15 protein-coding genes and 1 rRNA gene are annotated in these 16,194 nt (G+C 38.9%); all 16 read left to right on the top strand.

All coding sequences use genetic code 11. The features are described from left to right. Positions 1-56 precede the first annotated feature (56 nt). Entirely contained in the window at positions 57-827 is a 771-nt protein-coding gene (locus tag A3GY_RS0105480) for a ParB/RepB/Spo0J family partition protein (RefSeq protein ID WP_018030410.1), read from the top strand. Between the two features lie 201 nt (positions 828-1,028). Next, on the top strand, positions 1,029-2,384 hold the full coding sequence (dnaA, locus tag A3GY_RS0105475) for a chromosomal replication initiator protein DnaA (RefSeq protein WP_018030409.1): 1,356 nt from the start codon (positions 1,029-1,031) through the stop codon (positions 2,382-2,384). 152 nt (positions 2,385-2,536) lie between these two features. Next, a complete protein-coding gene (gene dnaN / locus A3GY_RS0105470) occupies positions 2,537-3,673 on the top strand; it encodes a DNA polymerase III subunit beta (RefSeq protein ID WP_018030408.1) in 1,137 nt (378 codons plus the stop codon). A 62-nt stretch (positions 3,674-3,735) separates the two neighbouring features. Next, the gene (locus A3GY_RS0105465; RefSeq protein ID WP_018030407.1) at positions 3,736-3,927 is read left to right on the top strand and encodes a DUF951 domain-containing protein; all 192 of its coding nucleotides are present in this window, start codon (positions 3,736-3,738) and stop codon (positions 3,925-3,927) included. A gap of 94 nt (positions 3,928-4,021) precedes the next feature. Further along, positions 4,022-4,546, top strand: coding sequence for an RDD family protein (locus A3GY_RS0105460; RefSeq protein ID WP_018030406.1), 525 nt, complete (start codon positions 4,022-4,024; stop codon positions 4,544-4,546). Positions 4,547-4,639: 93 nt separating this feature from the next. Beyond that, complete coding sequence (ychF, locus tag A3GY_RS0105455) at positions 4,640-5,755, top strand: redox-regulated ATPase YchF (protein WP_018030405.1); 1,116 nt, start codon at positions 4,640-4,642, stop codon at positions 5,753-5,755. Positions 5,756-5,820: 65 nt separating this feature from the next. Further along, positions 5,821-6,390, top strand: a complete 570-nt coding sequence (gene pth / locus A3GY_RS0105450; protein WP_018030404.1) for an aminoacyl-tRNA hydrolase — start codon at positions 5,821-5,823, stop codon at positions 6,388-6,390. Then, a complete protein-coding gene (gene mfd / locus A3GY_RS0105445) occupies positions 6,383-9,886 on the top strand; it encodes a transcription-repair coupling factor (protein WP_018030403.1) in 3,504 nt (1,167 codons plus the stop codon). The genes pth and mfd overlap by 8 nt, the downstream gene beginning before the upstream one ends. Before the next feature lie 117 nt (positions 9,887-10,003). Next, on the top strand, positions 10,004-10,276 hold the full coding sequence (locus tag A3GY_RS0105440) for an RNA-binding S4 domain-containing protein (RefSeq protein ID WP_018030402.1): 273 nt from the start codon (positions 10,004-10,006) through the stop codon (positions 10,274-10,276). Further along, on the top strand, positions 10,263-10,634 hold the full coding sequence (locus A3GY_RS0105435) for an FtsB family cell division protein (protein WP_018030401.1): 372 nt from the start codon (positions 10,263-10,265) through the stop codon (positions 10,632-10,634). Before A3GY_RS0105440 ends, A3GY_RS0105435 begins: the two co-directional genes overlap by 14 nt. Next, positions 10,634-10,753, top strand: coding sequence for an SP_0009 family protein (locus A3GY_RS09705; protein ID WP_018030400.1), 120 nt, complete (start codon positions 10,634-10,636; stop codon positions 10,751-10,753). The genes A3GY_RS0105435 and A3GY_RS09705 overlap by 1 nt, the downstream gene beginning before the upstream one ends. Before the next feature lies 1 nt (position 10,754). Beyond that, positions 10,755-12,041, top strand: a complete 1,287-nt coding sequence (locus tag A3GY_RS0105425) for a serine hydrolase (protein ID WP_018030399.1) — start codon at positions 10,755-10,757, stop codon at positions 12,039-12,041. Beyond that, the gene (tilS, locus tag A3GY_RS0105420) at positions 12,038-13,306 is read left to right on the top strand and encodes a tRNA lysidine(34) synthetase TilS (protein WP_026161945.1); all 1,269 of its coding nucleotides are present in this window, start codon (positions 12,038-12,040) and stop codon (positions 13,304-13,306) included. The genes A3GY_RS0105425 and tilS overlap by 4 nt, the downstream gene beginning before the upstream one ends. A 2-nt stretch (positions 13,307-13,308) precedes the next feature. Next, entirely contained in the window at positions 13,309-13,851 is a 543-nt protein-coding gene (gene hpt, locus A3GY_RS0105415) for a hypoxanthine phosphoribosyltransferase (protein WP_018030397.1), read from the top strand. A 21-nt stretch (positions 13,852-13,872) separates the two neighbouring features. Then, on the top strand, positions 13,873-15,843 hold the full coding sequence (ftsH, locus tag A3GY_RS0105410; RefSeq protein WP_018030396.1) for an ATP-dependent zinc metalloprotease FtsH: 1,971 nt from the start codon (positions 13,873-13,875) through the stop codon (positions 15,841-15,843). A 247-nt stretch (positions 15,844-16,090) separates the two neighbouring features. Then, positions 16,091-16,194 (top strand): 16S ribosomal RNA (locus tag A3GY_RS0105405); the annotation flags it as partial.

The raw sequence follows: 16,194 nt of genomic DNA, 5'->3' as shown, positions 1-16,194 counted from the left end.
GATCAAGATAGCTTTACAATAGTGTAAAGCTATTTTATTTTGATGTGGAGATAATCATGCCTGAAACCTTTGACAAATTAAACCTTAACGCTATCAATCCCAATCCTTACCAGCCGAGACGACAATTTAATCAGGAGGCACTTGAGGAATTGGCCCAATCCATTAAGGAGAATGGTCTAATCCAACCCATTATTGTCCGAAAATCAAACATCCTAGGCTATGAATTGATTGCTGGTGAAAGGAGATGGCGGGCAGCCAAAATAGCTGGATTAGAGAAAATACCTGTCATTATTAAGACGATTTCAGATCAGGACAGCATGAAACAGGCCATTATTGAAAATTTACAGAGGGATAATCTCAATCCTATCGAAGAAGCCAAGGCCTATCAGCAGCTCTTAGACAAGACACAGATGACACATGAGGAATTAGCCCAAATTATGGGGAAATCACGGCCTTATATTACAAATAGTCTGAGGCTACTGACTCTTCCTCGGCAACTACAAGAGGCTCTCGAAAAACAACAGATTTCACAAGGACATGCCCGTCTGCTTTTAAACCTAACCAAGGAGGAACAAACCTATTGGTATCAGCAGATTATAACTAACAAGCTTAGTGTGCGGCAAATCGAAAACCACCTCAAGCAGAATAGAAAGAAGAATCCCTCCCAAAAACCAACAGATCTTTTTTCTCTCCAGCAAGCCAAGGAACTCAGTCAATTACTAGGACTCCCTGTCCAAATCTCAAAAAATAAACAAGGGCAGGGACAGGTAAAAATCAGTTTTTCTTCCTTAGAAGATTTCGACAGAATCATCAACAGCTTAAAATAAGGTGTTGATTTTTTATCCCCTCATTAACCATTTTTCCACAAGAAAAAAGAAAACAAAACATGTTATAAACACTTCTAAAAGAGTTTTGCACACACTGTGGAAAACTTTGATCCACATTGTGGATTTTCTATCATGACTTGTGGAAAACTTTGGAATTTTATGGTAGAATCGTCTTACGAATCAAATAAATAGGAGGACACTATGACAGAAAATGAACGTATTTTTTGGAATAGAGTTCTAGAACTTGCACAAAGTCAATTAAAACAAGCCACTTTTGATTTCTTTGTTTCTGATGCCAAATTAATCAAAGTTGAGCAAAATCAGGCAACCATCTTAATTGATGATATGAAAAAGCTCTTTTGGGAGAAAAATCTGCAGCCAGTCTTGCTGACTGCTGGATTTGAAGTTTTTAATACAGAACTTCTAATCACTTATGTCTTTGAAGAAGATCAGGCAGAAAAAGGTGATTCCTCTGCTCCTCAAAGTCAAAAGAGCCCTGTTCTTGAAACTCTTCCAAGCGTCCATCCCGATTTAAATCCTAAATATAGTTTTGACAACTTTGTTATCGGAGATGAGAATCGCTGGGCCTTCACTGCATCAACAGCCGTCGCTGACCTGCCAGGTTCAGCTTATAATCCTTTATTTATTTACGGAGGACCTGGACTAGGAAAGACACATCTGCTAAACGCAATTGGCAATGCTGTCCTAGCAGAAAATCCTCAGGCCAGAATCAAATACATTTCTGCGGAAAATTTTATCAATGAATTTGTGGTTCATATTCGCCTGCAAAATATGGACGAACTCAAACAAAAATTCAGAAGTCTTGATTTACTCCTGATTGATGATATTCAATCCTTGGCCAAAAAAAGTCTAGCAGCTACTCAAGAGGAGTTCTTTAATACGTTTAATGCGCTTCATGATAATAATAAACAGATTGTTCTCACCAGTGATCGAACACCCGATGACCTGAACGACTTGGAGCAACGATTAGTCACTCGTTTTAAATGGGGACTGACGGTTAATATCACACCTCCCGATTTTGAAACACGTGTCGCCATCTTAAACAATAAAATACAAGAGTATAATTATCAATTTCTTCCGGAAACGATTGAATATCTGGCTGGTCAATTTGATTCCAATGTCCGCGATTTGGAAGGGGCCCTAAAAGACATCAGTCTAGTTGCAAATTTCAAAAACCTTGATTTAATTACCGTTGAAGTCGCAGCTGAAGCCATTCGTGCCCGCAAACAGGATAGTAATCCAAAAATGACTATTATTCCTATTGAAAAAATTCAAAAGGAAGTCAGTAAGTTCTATGGCGTCACTGTCAAGGAAATTCAGTCTACCAAACGCAATCAAGACATTGTGTTAGCCCGGCAGGTGGCTATGTACTTGGCTCGCGAATTAACAGACAATTCTCTGCCTAAGATTGGAAAAGAATTTGGCGGACGTGATCATTCAACAGTTCTTCATGCTTACAATAAAATCAAAAATATGCTGGAACAAGACGACAGCTTACGTATTGAAATGGACACCATCAAAAATAAAATCAAATAGCCTTGTGGACAAGAGTTCAAAAAGCTAAAACTTTTCCACAAGTTGTGAACAAGTCCTTTTTCAGCTAGAATAAGCCTTAGCTAAACTTTTCCCCTTTATACACAAGACCTACTACTACTACTAACTTAATACTTATAAATAAAGGAGTTTCCATGATTCAATTTTCGATTAATAAATCTTATTTTCTTCAGGCTCTAAATGCCACTAAACGCGCTATTAGTTCTAAAAATGCTATCCCTATTCTCTCAAGTCTAAAAATTGAGGTCGGAAGCCATTCGATTACCTTAACTGGTTCAAATGGTCAGATCTCTATTGAAAATACTATTTCAGCCAATGAAGCAGATGCGGGACTTCTAATTAGTTCAGGAGGCTCAATCCTTCTGGAAGCTAATTTCTTTATTAATGTGATTTCCAGCCTTCCAGAAGTCAGTCTTGACTTTGAAGAAATTGAGCAGCAGCAAGTCTTACTCAAAAGCGGCAAATCAGAGATTACCCTCAAAGGAAAAGATGTTGAGCAGTATCCTCGCTTACAGGAAATGACAACTAGCAATCCTCTTGTTTTAGAAACTAAATTGTTGAAAACCTTGGTTGCCGAAACAGCCTTTGCAGCCAGTACACAAGAGAGTCGTCCTATTTTGACAGGAGTTCATCTTTCCTTAACTGATCACAAAGATTTTAAGGCTGTCGCGACGGATTCTCATCGGATGAGTCAGCGTCTTTTACGATTAGAAAATGCAACCGATAATTTTGATGTGGTCATTCCAAGTCGTTCTCTTCGTGAATTTACAGCGGTTTTCACAGATGATATCGAAACAGTTGAAGTATTCTTTTCGAGCAGTCAAATTCTTTTTAGAAGTGAGACTATCTCTTTCTATACTCGTCTTTTAGAAGGGAATTATCCTGATACAGACCGTCTCTTGGTTAATCAATTTGAAACTGAGGTAACGTTTAATACCAACAATCTTCGACATAGTATGGAGCGTGCCCACCTGATTTCTAATGCTACCCAAAACGGGACAGTGAAACTGGAAATTGTCAATCAAGTGGTAACTGCCCATGTCAATTCTCCAGAAATTGGTAAAGTAAATGAAGAATTGGATGTTGAGGCTATTTCTGGTTCTGATTTAACGATCAGTTTCAATCCGACCTACCTGATTGATGCCTTAAAAGCCTTGAGAAGTGAGACGGTTACAATTCGCTTTATTTCTCCAGTTAGGCCTTTTACCCTAACTCCAGGGGATGACCAAGAAAACTTTATTCAACTTATTACACCTGTACGTACTAACTAAGAAAACGCCCGAGGGCGTTTTTCATGTCTATGATATAATAAAATCAAAAAGGAAGGTGTCTTATGTACCAATTAGGCTCACTTGTCGAGATGAAAAAGCCTCATGCCTGCACCATTAAGGCAACGGGCAAAAAAGCCAACTGCTGGGAAGTTCTTCGCTTGGGGGCGGATATTAAAATCCGCTGCACCAATTGCGATCATGTGGTTATGATGAGCCGCTATGATTTTGAGCGGAAGATGAAGAAGGTTTTATAAGGTTCTTCTGCAACCCTACAAAGCTTGATAAAACAGTCTTTTCCACAGAAAAAGCAAATGCTAGTTACGCAACTTTGACAGAAAGGAGGCTACTATGCTAAAACATAATCCTATCCCTGTTTCTACCCGACTCAAAGAACTCCTCTTTGATTATTTCCTGATTTTAGCCTATTTAGCCTGTCTTACCCTTCTTTGTCTTAGCTTTTATTTCCTCGTTTTTGGTGAAATACCTGTCTTTACAGCACTGCAGTCTCAGCTCATCGCCACTTTTACATCTGTTCTTCCGATTATTGCCATCTTTAGCTGGATGGACAGTCGGGGTGGTAGTTGGGGCAAGAAAAAGGCGGGTTTAAGAGTTGTGTATCAAAAATCTCCTCTATCCTCAGCTCTGATTCGCAATAGCATCAAGTTTCTTCCTTGGCAGCTGGGACACATGGGGACCATTTCTGGAATTTATTCCAATTACACCAGCCCATTTGGACATATTTGTACCTTTCTCAGCTTAGGCTTACTCATCCTTCTTTTAGTTATGGCCATCAAGAGAAAAGACAAGCGCCATCTGGGAGATTTACTGGCTGGAAGTCAGGTTGTGGTGAAAAAGTTAGCTAATATAAGTTAGATGTTCAAAAAAAGCTTGCCACTCGACAAGCTTTTTCTCTTGTTTTCTGCTATAATGATAAAGATTGAAAAAATGTAACGGAGACAATTGATTATGGCTTTAACAGCAGGTATTGTCGGTTTGCCCAATGTTGGTAAATCAACCTTATTTAATGCAATTACAAAAGCAGGGGCAGAAGCTGCCAACTATCCTTTCGCAACTATTGACCCTAACGTTGGTATGGTAGAAGTACCAGATGAACGTTTACAGAAGTTGACAGAACTTGTCAAGCCTAAAAAAACAGTTCCAACCACTTTTGAGTTTACCGATATTGCGGGGATTGTCAAGGGTGCGTCAAAAGGTGAAGGGCTTGGAAACAAATTCTTAGCCAATATCCGTGAGGTGGACGCCATTGTCCATGTGGTTCGGGCCTTTGATGATGAAAATGTCATGCGGGAACAGGGTCGTGAAGACGCCTTTGTCGACCCGATTGCAGATATTGAGACCATCAATCTGGAGCTGATTTTGGCCGACCTAGAATCCATTAACAAGCGCTATGCCCGTGTGGAAAAGATGGCTCGTACCCAGAAGGATAAAGATTCTGTAGCTGAATTTAATGTTCTGCAAAAAATTAAGCCAGTTCTTGAGGATGGTAAATCAGCGAGAACTATTGAGTTTGCAGATGATGAGCAAAAAGTTGTCAAAGGTCTCTTCCTTCTGACCACCAAACCAGTTCTCTATGTGGCCAATGTGGATGAAGACAAGGTAGCGGATCCAGATGCTATTGATTATGTGCAGCAAATCCGTGCATTTGCAGCGACGGAAAATGCAGAAGTGGTGGTCATCTCAGCGCGTGCAGAAGAAGAAATTGCAGAGTTGGATGATGAAGACAAGGCAGAATTTTTAGAAGCTATCGGTTTGACCGAATCGGGTGTGGATAAGTTGACTCGGGCTGCCTACCATTTGCTTGGGCTTGGTACCTATTTTACAGCCGGTGAAAAGGAAGTGCGTGCCTGGACCTTCAAACGTGGTATTAAAGCACCGCAGGCAGCCGGTATCATCCACTCAGACTTTGAAAAAGGCTTTATCCGTGCGGTCACCATGTCCTATGAAGACTTAGTTCATTTTGGTTCTGAGAAAGCTGTCAAAGAGGCAGGACGTCTCCGTGAAGAAGGAAAAGAGTACATCGTTCAGGATGGCGACATCATGGAATTCCGCTTCAATGTGTAACCCCATTTTTTGATATTAAACGGTTGGAAAACATTTCCAACCCTTTTAGTCTTTGAAAGGAAAAAATGACAAAATTAATTGTAGGACTAGGTAACCCTGGACGTAAATACACCGAGACCAAACACAATATTGGTTTCATGGCCGTTGACAGACTTGTCAAGCCCTATCATTTGCAATTTGTGGAAGATAAGATTTTTAAAGCTGAGACAGCTTCCACCTTTATTGAAGGTGAAAAAATTTATTTTATCAAACCAACAACCTTTATGAATGCTAGCGGTTTAGCTGTTCGTGCTTTTTTAGCTTACTACAATTTGGAACCAGCGGATTTACTGGTTATTTACGATGACCTTGATATGGAACTCGGGAAAATTCGTTTCCGTCCAAAAGGTTCAGCGGGTGGTCATAATGGCATTAAGAGTATTATAAAGGAAATTGGGACACAGGAATTTGATCGACTCAAAATCGGAATTGGACGCCCCAAAGGTAAGGTATCTGTTGTCAACCATGTCTTAGGGAAATTTTCTGAACAAGAGCAAATGATTATTTCAGAAAGTCTCGAAAAAGTTGACAATGCTGTCAATTTCTATTTACAAAGTGATAATTTTGAAGAAACGATGCAGAAGTACAATGGTTAACCTAAATTTAACTGATCTATTTAGTCAAAATAGCAAATTACAAGAATGGCTCCAAACAGCCTCTGAATCAAAAAGACAGCTGGTTATGGGATTTTCTGCCTCAAGCAAGGCTTTAGCGATTGCTAGTGCTTTTGAAAAGATGCAGGGGAAACTAGTTGTGGTCACTGCAAGTCAAAACGAAGCTGAGCGCCTTGCTGGTGATTTAACAGCCTTACTAGGAGAAGACAGAATTTATCAGTTTTTTGCTGACGATGCTCCTGCAGCTGAATTTATCTTTTCTTCTAAAGAAAAAACAAGCTCTCGGATTGAAAGCCTGTCTTTTTTAAGTAATCCTCAAAAAATTGGCATTCTTATCACCTCAGTAATTGGGACAAGGATTTTACTGCCTAGTCCAGATGTTTTTAATGATTCCCAGCTAATCTTTAACCTTGCTGGTCTTTACAACCTTGACAAGGCTGTAAAGATTTTATCAAGATTAGGCTATCAAAAAGTTCATCAAGTCTTAAATCCAGGAGAATTCAGTCTTCGGGGAGATATCTTAGATATTTTTGATTTAAGCCAGCCCTCTCCTTATAGACTTGAATTTTTCGGAGATGAATTAGATGGTATTCGTATATTCGATGTTGAGAGTCAAAAATCACTAGAAAGTGTGGAGACAGTTCACATCAGTCCAGCAGATGATATCATTTTAACCCCTGATGATTTTAATCGTGCCCGTCAGCAGTTTGAAGAGCTGCTTGCTATGAGTCATGACGATAAGCAGAAAACCTATTTTTCGGATATCTTAGACACTATTCGAGCGGGCTACAAACATAAAGACAGTCGACAATTTCTATCTTTTTTTTATCAAAAGGAACATCATCTCTTAGACTATCTCCCTGATTTAACGCCTGTTTTTTTAGATGACTTTCAGCGTATTGCAGATAAAAATAGTCACTTTGAATTAGAATTGGCTAACTTCTTGACAGAAAATTTACAGTTAGGTAAAGCAGTGTCAAGTCAGATTTATTTTGCAGAAGCTTATCAAAAACTCAGACAGTACCAACCTGCAACTTTCTTTTCCAATTTTCATAAGGGTCTGGGACATTTAAAATTTGATAGTCTTCATCACTTCACCCAATATCCAATGCAGGAATTTTTTAATCAGTTCCCTCTTTTGATTGATGAAATAAATCGCTATCAAAAATCTCAGGCGACAGTTTTAGTGCAGACGGATTCTTTACAGGGGCAGGAACGTTTACAGAAAACCTTACAAGAGTATGGGCTATCTTTACAAGTTAGTCAACCAGATTCTCTAATTCCTAATAAGGCGCAGCTCGTTATAGGAAATCTGTCTAATGGTTTTTACTTGGCTGATAGTAAACTGGTTCTCATTACTGAAAACGAAATTTTTCATAAAAAAGTCAGACGAAAAGTCAGAGCAAGTCATCAGTCTAATGCTGAACGTTTGAAAGATTATAATGAGCTTAATAAAGGGGATTACGTTGTCCATAATGTTCACGGAATTGGTCGTTTTATGGGAATCGAGACCATCGAAATTGCTGGAATTCATAGGGATTATGTAACGATTCAGTATCAAAATTCAGATAAAATCTCAATCCCTGTTGATCAGATAGAGCTCCTTTCTAAGTATGTTGCTAGTGATGGCAAAGAACCTAAAATCAATAAATTAAATGATGGTCGTTTCCAAAGAGCTAAACAAAAAGTTGCCAAGCAAGTTCAAGATATTGCCGATGATTTGTTAAAATTATATGCTGAACGCAGTCAGCAGAAGGGTTTTGCTTTTTCTCCAGATGATGACAGTCAGAGAGCTTTTGATGATGATTTTGCTTTTGTAGAAACAGAAGATCAATTACGGTCTATTAAGGAAGTTAAGAGGGATATGGAAAGCTCTCGCCCCATGGACCGCCTTTTAGTCGGAGATGTTGGTTTTGGTAAGACCGAGGTTGCTATGAGAGCAGCTTTTAAAGCTGTCAATGATGGCAAGCAAGTGGCCGTACTGGTACCGACAACTGTTTTGGCCCAGCAGCATTTTAATAACTTTAAAGCGCGATTTGATAACTATCCTATTAATGTTGATGTGATGAGCCGTTTCAGGACCAAGGCAGAGCAGGCAGAAACGTTGGAGAAACTCAAAAAAGGCCAGCTCGATATTATTATCGGGACCCACCGCCTTTTATCGAAAGATGTTGTTTTCAGTGATTTAGGCCTGATTGTCATTGATGAGGAACAACGCTTCGGTGTGAAGCATAAGGAAACTTTGAAAGAATTAAAAACAAAAGTTGATGTACTCACCCTGACTGCAACACCGATTCCAAGAACACTTCATATGTCAATGTTGGGAATTCGTGATTTGTCCCTTATTGAAACACCTCCAAGTAATCGTTACCCTGTTCAGACCTATGTCCTGGAAAGGAATCTCAGCATTATAAGAGATGCAGTGATGAGGGAAATAGACAGGGGAGGCCAAGTATTTTATGTTTACAATAAGGTTGACAGCATTGACAAGAAAGTATCAGAGCTCAGAGAACTTATACCTGAAGCCAATATTGCTTTTGTCCATGGTCAGATGAGTGAAATTCAGCTGGAAAATACCCTGCTTGACTTTATTGACGGGACCTATGATGTACTTGTGGCCACAACTATTATTGAGACTGGTGTTGATATTTCCAATGTTAATACCTTGTTTATCGAAAATGCTGACCATATGGGACTGTCAACTTTGTATCAATTAAGAGGCCGTGTCGGACGTTCTAACCGAATCGCCTATGCTTACCTTATGTATCAGCCCGACAAGGTCTTAACTGAGGTTTCTGAAAAACGTTTGGAGGCTATAAAAGGATTTACAGAGCTGGGTTCAGGCTTTAAAATTGCCATGAGAGATCTTTCTATACGAGGAGCTGGTAACATTTTAGGAGCTTCACAGAGTGGCTTTATTGATTCCGTCGGTTTTGAAATGTATTCCCAACTGCTAGAAGAAGCTATTGCAACCAAACAAGGAAAAATCCAAAAACGCCTCAAAGGCAATACAGAAATCAATCTGCAAATCGATGCTTATCTCCCTTCTGATTATATTTCGGATGAACGTCAGAAAATTGAAATTTATAAACGGATTCGTGAGCTAACTGGACAAAAGGATTACCAAGAACTACAAGATGAACTCATCGATCGTTTTGGTGAGTATCCTGATCAGGTAGCCTACCTCATCGAAATCGGACTGGTTAAGTACTATCTAGATCAAGCGTTTGTTGAACTAGTGGAGAGAAAGTCTAATAACCTAAATCTTAGATTTGAAAAAAATGCGCAAACCTATTATCTAACACAGGATTACTTTGAAGCTCTATCTCAAACAAATCTTAAAGCACAGATTCGTGAATACCAAGGACAAATTGATATTATCTTTGACAGTCGTCAAAAAAAAGACTATGAGATTTTGGAAGAATTGCGCCATTTTGGACAAGCCCTTCAAGAAATAAGAGCGCGTAAAGAAAAGTAAAAATTGTCTTACTTGTCACCATAATGTCATTTATTTTTCAATGAAAAACAGCAGTCCAAACTATTTTTTCACATCAAATCGTGTTAAAATAGAAAGGACAGACATGAGGTGGTAAAAGTGAGATTAGATAAATATTTAAAAGTATCAAGAATTATCAAAAGACGTCCTGTAGCCAAAGAAGTGGCGGATAAGGGACGCGTTAAAGTCAATGGCATTTTAGCAAAAAGCTCTACTGACTTGAAAGTCAATGACCAAATTGAAATTCGTTTTGGTCATAAATTATTGACAGTGCGCGTTTTAGAGATGAAAGACTCCACCAAAAAAGAAGACGCTGCCAAGATGTATGAAATAATAAGTGAAGCAAGGATTGAAGCTGATGGAGAAGCCTAATATTGTTCAACTCAATAATCAATATATCAATGATGAAAATGCTAAAAAACGTTTTGAAGCGGCAGAAATTCGCCGCCGTCATCGTTTTATTGGTTGGGTTTTAATTTTTATTATTTTACTTTTTATTCTCCCGGCCTATAATCTAGTGTCGAGCTATATTGGCTTGCAAGAGAAAAAAGCGCAGATCGTTAAATTGGAAAAAGAATACAGCGATTTGCAGGTTAAAACGGAAGAAAAGAAAAAACTGGCTGAGCGGCTGAAAAATCCGGAATATGTTGAGAAATACGCGCGCGCTAAGTATTATTATTCTGTGGAAGGTGAGACTATCTACCCAGTTCCTAGTCTCTTGCCAAAATAATGGAACATTTAATCGAAACAGTAGAACGTTTTCTGGCTCATTCCGATGACAAATTAGAAGAATTATCCCAGAAAAATCAGGCGTTAAAAAAGGAAAAAAACAAACAAAAGGAGGAGTGAAATGAAAAAGTTATTAGCCACTATGTTAATACTTGTTTTATCAACTCCTCTTTTAGTTATCAGTACCGAAAAAGACTATCAGGCTTCCAACCAGGCTCAATATCAAATCAGTCATAGTGTTGCGAGCAAGGCCAATTATTTTGATTCTGTTCCCAGCAATCCCAATCTTTTTGAGGCCGTCAACAGTTTTTCAGATCCTAACTTAAGGGTTAAAGCTAAGGTCATTAAGCCAGACACAGCTTTCGTTATCAAAAAATTACTGGTTAACGATAATCTTGTCCCAGTTTTTCTTTTAGCAGATGGTAGCTATATTGAGGCCAGCCGGTCACTTGTTTATGAGGATATTTTGTTAAGTCAAGAAAAAATATCTCAGACTTATTGGCTGGAACCTGGTTTTACCGTGTATCAAAATCCTTACACCAATGGTACCAAAACCATTAAAACAAAACTCTCCTCTTTTACAGCGGTTAAGCTCTCCAAAAAGGCTGTGACACCGCATGGAACATATTATTTCATTAATCAGCAGGGATGGGTTGAGGAAAAATACCTGTCATCCAGAGATAACAGAATAAAAAAAGTTCAGGAGCTTTTAACAAAAAAATACAATAAAGCCAATCTTTCTATCTTTGTCAAACCGCTTGATGGAGATGAATCGGCTAGTATCAATGCCGATAAAATCATGTACTCGGCCAGCGTGGCAAAACTCCCAATCCTTTATTATGTAGAGCAGGAAATAGCCAAGGGGAATGTGGAACTGTCCGATAAATTAACCTATACAGATGAAGTCAACAACTTTGATGGAGCCTACAAGACAGAAGGCAGTGGCCAGATGCCTAAAAAAGCAGATAACAAGTCTTATACTGTCGAAGAACTCTTAAAAGCTATTGCTCAGCATTCAGACAATGTTGCCAGCAATATGTTAGGCTACTACATTGCCCATCAATATGATCAAGCTTATCATGCGGCCATTTCTAAAGTTGATCAAACAGACTGGAATATGAAAGACAGAAAGGTCTCTGCCAAGACGGCTGCAGCTATGATGGAGGCTCTCTACCATCAAGAGAGTCCAGTTCTGTCTTATTTATCAGCAACTGAATTTGATTCTGAGAGAATTTCAAAGGATATTGCTGTTCCCGTTGCCCATAAGATTGGTGACGCCTACGATTATAAACATGATGTTGCTGTGGTTTATGCAGACCAACCTTTCATTTTATCCATTTTTACAGATAAGTCATCCTATGATGAAATTTCTAATATAGCTGATGATATTTATGGTATTTTAAAATGACCTATCAAAAAATATTACACTACGTTCAAAGTCAGGGATTCTTCTCTGAACATGGAAATGTCTTAATAGCTGTATCAGGTGGAGTAGATTCTATGAATCTACTGCACTTTTTGCATATCCATCAAAAAGAATTGGGTATTGTCATTGCTATTGCCCATATCAATCATAAACAACGTCCGGAATCTGACAATGAAGAAGCCTACCTAAAAAAATGGGCATTTGACCATCAGGTGGCTTTTTATTCCCAATCCTTTACTGGAAAATTTTCTGAAAAAACAGCCCGTGATTTTCGTTATGCTTTTTTCAAACGCATCATGGAAGAACAAAATATTAGCGCTCTAGTGACTGCTCACCATGCGGAAGATCAGGCAGAAACTGTTTTCTTACGTCTCTTACGGGGAGCTCGTTTAAGGCACCTTGGAGGAATGAAAGAGGTTCAATCTTTTGGAAAAGGGGAATTGATTCGCCCTTTTCTCACCTTTGATAAGTCCCAATTACCATCTGTTTTTCATTTTGAAGATGATTCTAACCAAGAAACAACTTTTTTAAGGAATCGTATTCGGAATACCTATTTTCCTCAACTGAAAGAGGAGAATCCGCAATTTTCTAAACAGTTACTTAGTCTAGGAAAAGAGACAGATTTTCTGTTAGAGGCCTTTCAACAGTTAACAGCTAATCTTGATTGTCGGGATTGCCAAGTTTTTCACAGCCAGAAACCTGCTGTTCAGTATTTTCTGTTACAAGATTATTTAAGCCAGTTCTCCGATTTGAACCTCAGCAAAGCCCAATTTGAAGAAGTTCTTCATATCCTTAGAACAAAAGATCATTATAACCATTTATTGAAGAACGGTTATTATATTACAAAAACGAAAGAAAGATTTACTATTTCAAAAATCAGTCCCGAGACGGATAGTCATGAAAATGAAAAAATGTTAGAATATGGCAATATTGTCAGTTTTGGTCAGTACCGTTTTTCATTCAGAGATCAAGACAGTCAAGGGATTCCTCTGTTTAGCCAATCTCCTCTTCTCTTACGACATCGACGTCCAGGTGATCGTATTCAACTAGGAAACTACTCGAAGAAATTGAGACGGCTGTTTATAGATGATAAAATTCCACCTCAAGAACGCCAAAATGCCCTTATCGCAGAACAAGATGGGGAGATTGTCGCTATCTGTTTAAGTGGTAGGACTTATTTGAGAAAAGAATTTAAAGATGGTATAATGAAGGGCAAACTGTGTATTCAAAAAGTAAAAGAAGGGTAAGTATGTTAGAACAAGATATCCAAAAAGTCCTCTATTCTCAAGAGGAGATTGTCAAAAAAACGCAAGAATTAGGTGCAATATTAACAAAGGACTATCAAGGAAAAAATCCCCTTTTGGTCGGTGTCTTAAAAGGCTGTGTTCCTTTTATGTCTGAATTAATCAAGCATATTGACACGCATATAGAATTGGATTTCATGGTTGTTTCCAGCTATCATGGAGGGACAACCAGTAGTGGTGAAGTGAAAATTCTAAAAGATGTCGATACAAATGTTGAAGGCCGTGATATTATCTTTATTGAAGATATCATTGATACCGGCAGAACCCTGAAATACTTAAGAGACATGTTTAAATACCGTCAAGCTAAATCAGTTAAAATTGCAACACTTTTTGACAAACCGGAAGGAAGAGTTGTTGATATTGATGCGGATTATGTTTGTTACGATGTTCCTAATGAATTCATTGTTGGTTTTGGACTTGATTACGCAGAAAATTATCGTAATCTTCCCTATGTTGGTGTTTTAAAAGAAGAAATCTATTCCAAATAAGAAAGTAGCGTTTAGTTATCAATGAAAAATAATCGAAATAATGGTTTTGTAAAAAACTCCTTTGTTTATATTTTGCTAATTCTAGCAGTTGTCACAGGTCTACAGTATTTTTTCCGTGGCAGCAGTACACAGAGCCAAAAGATAAATTACTCAACCCTTGTTAAAGAAATAAAGGCAGGGGATATAAAATCAGTCACCTATCAACCCAGCGGAAGTGTGATTCAAGTAACAGGTGATTATAAAAAAGCAAAAACAGTTAAAACCAATAGTGATTTAGCCTTTTTTGGCAATAGCTCAACAAAGGTAAGCAAGTTTAATACCATTATCTTGCCAAGTTCATCCTCTATTGACAAACTAGAATCTTTAGCAGAAGAGAACAATACAAAAATCACAGTTAAACCTGAGAGTTCAAGTGGCACTTGGATTTCAATTCTGGTTAGCTTCTTACCAATCGTGATCATGATCTTTTTCTTCACAATGATGATGAATCAAGGTGGTGGCGGTGCTCGGGGTGCCATGAGTTTTGGTAAAAACAAAGCCCGTTCTGCTTCAAAAGGAGAAGTGAAAGTCCGCTTCTCAGATGTTGCTGGTGCTGAAGAAGAAAAACAAGAGTTGATTGAAGTTGTTGATTTCTTAAAGGATCCCAAACGCTATAAAGCTCTGGGAGCTCGTATACCAGCAGGTGTTCTTCTTGAGGGGCCTCCAGGAACAGGTAAAACCTTGTTAGCAAAAGCAGTTGCTGGTGAAGCAGGAGTCCCTTTCTTCTCCATCTCGGGTTCAGACTTTGTTGAAATGTTTGTCGGTGTAGGTGCCAGTCGTGTACGTTCACTCTTTGAAGATGCTAAAAAAGCTGAAAGAGCTATTATTTTCATTGATGAGATTGATGCCGTGGGGCGCCGTCGCGGAGCTGGTATGGGTGGCGGAAACGATGAACGTGAACAGACCTTAAACCAACTCCTGATTGAAATGGATGGTTTTGAAGGCAATGAGAATATCATTGTTATTGCAGCTACCAACCGCAGTGATGTGCTTGATCCTGCCCTTCTTCGCCCAGGTCGATTTGACCGTAAGGTATTAGTTGGCCGTCCAGATGTCAAGGGACGTGAAGCGATTTTACGTGTTCATGCCAAAAATAAACCTTTGTCTGAAGATGTTAATTTAAAAGTTGTTGCTCAACAAACACCAGGATTTGTTGGGGCTGATCTTGAAAATGTCCTCAATGAAGCAGCCTTGGTTGCTGCTCGTCGTAATAAAACTAAAATTGATGCCAGCGATATTGATGAGGCAGAAGACCGTGTCATTGCCGGTCCTTCTAAAAAGGATAAGACCATTTCTGAAAAAGAACGTCAGCTGGTTGCTTATCATGAGGCGGGACATACCATTGTTGGTCTTGTACTCTCTAATGCCCGTGTTGTCCATAAGGTAACGATTGTTCCCCGAGGGAGAGCGGGCGGGTATATGATTGCCCTTCCAAAGGAAGATCAGAACCTCCTGTCTAAAGATGATATGAAAGAACAATTGGCAGGCTTGATGGGCGGACGCGTTGCTGAAGAAATTATTTTTAATGCTCAGACAACAGGCGCTTCAAATGATTTTGAACAAGCTACACAGATGGCGCGTGCTATGGTCACAGAATACGGTATGAGTGAAAAATTAGGACCGGTTCAATACGAAGGCAATCATGCCATGATGCCAGGTCAGATTGTTCCAGAAAAGACTTATTCAGCTCAAACGGCTCTGTTGATTGATGAGGAAGTCCGTGATTTACTTAATGAAGCACGAAATAAAGCTGCGGAAATTATCAATGAAAATCGCGAAACACATAAACTCATTGCTGAAGCTCTTCTTAAACATGAAACACTGGATGCTGCTCAGATTAAGTCAATATATGAAACTGGCAAAATGCCTGAAACTTCAGATGATGCAGAAGAAGCGCATGCCTTATCATATGATGAAATCAAAGAAAAAATGACAGAAGACGATCAAAAATAAAGTTCATTTGAATAGATAAAGCAGAAACTGCCTCAATACTTATTGGGGTAGTTTTCTATAATTCTTCAAAAACGAAAAAAAGTAGTTGACAAAGGTAAGAGTAGGTGCTAGAATATAATAGTTGTCTCCGTAAGGAGAAAGCCCTTTGACAACTGAACAAGACGTTAAGTGCGGGTTACGGAAGTAACCTGTCAATGAAGAAACAATAAAACGGAAGAGCTAGTGATAGCTTGAGTTTGATCAACTTTTATCAGAGAGTTTGATCCTGGCTCAGGACGAACGCTGGCGGCGTGCCTAATACATGCAAGTGGAACGCATGATGGATACCGGAGCTTGCTCCACCATTCATCA

Source organism: Streptococcus ferus DSM 20646, from assembly GCF_000372425.1.
GTDB classification, from domain to species: domain Bacteria; phylum Bacillota; class Bacilli; order Lactobacillales; family Streptococcaceae; genus Streptococcus; species Streptococcus ferus.
The sequence above is the reverse complement of the archived record's forward strand: the minus strand, read 5'-3'. Positions and strand labels throughout refer to the sequence as shown.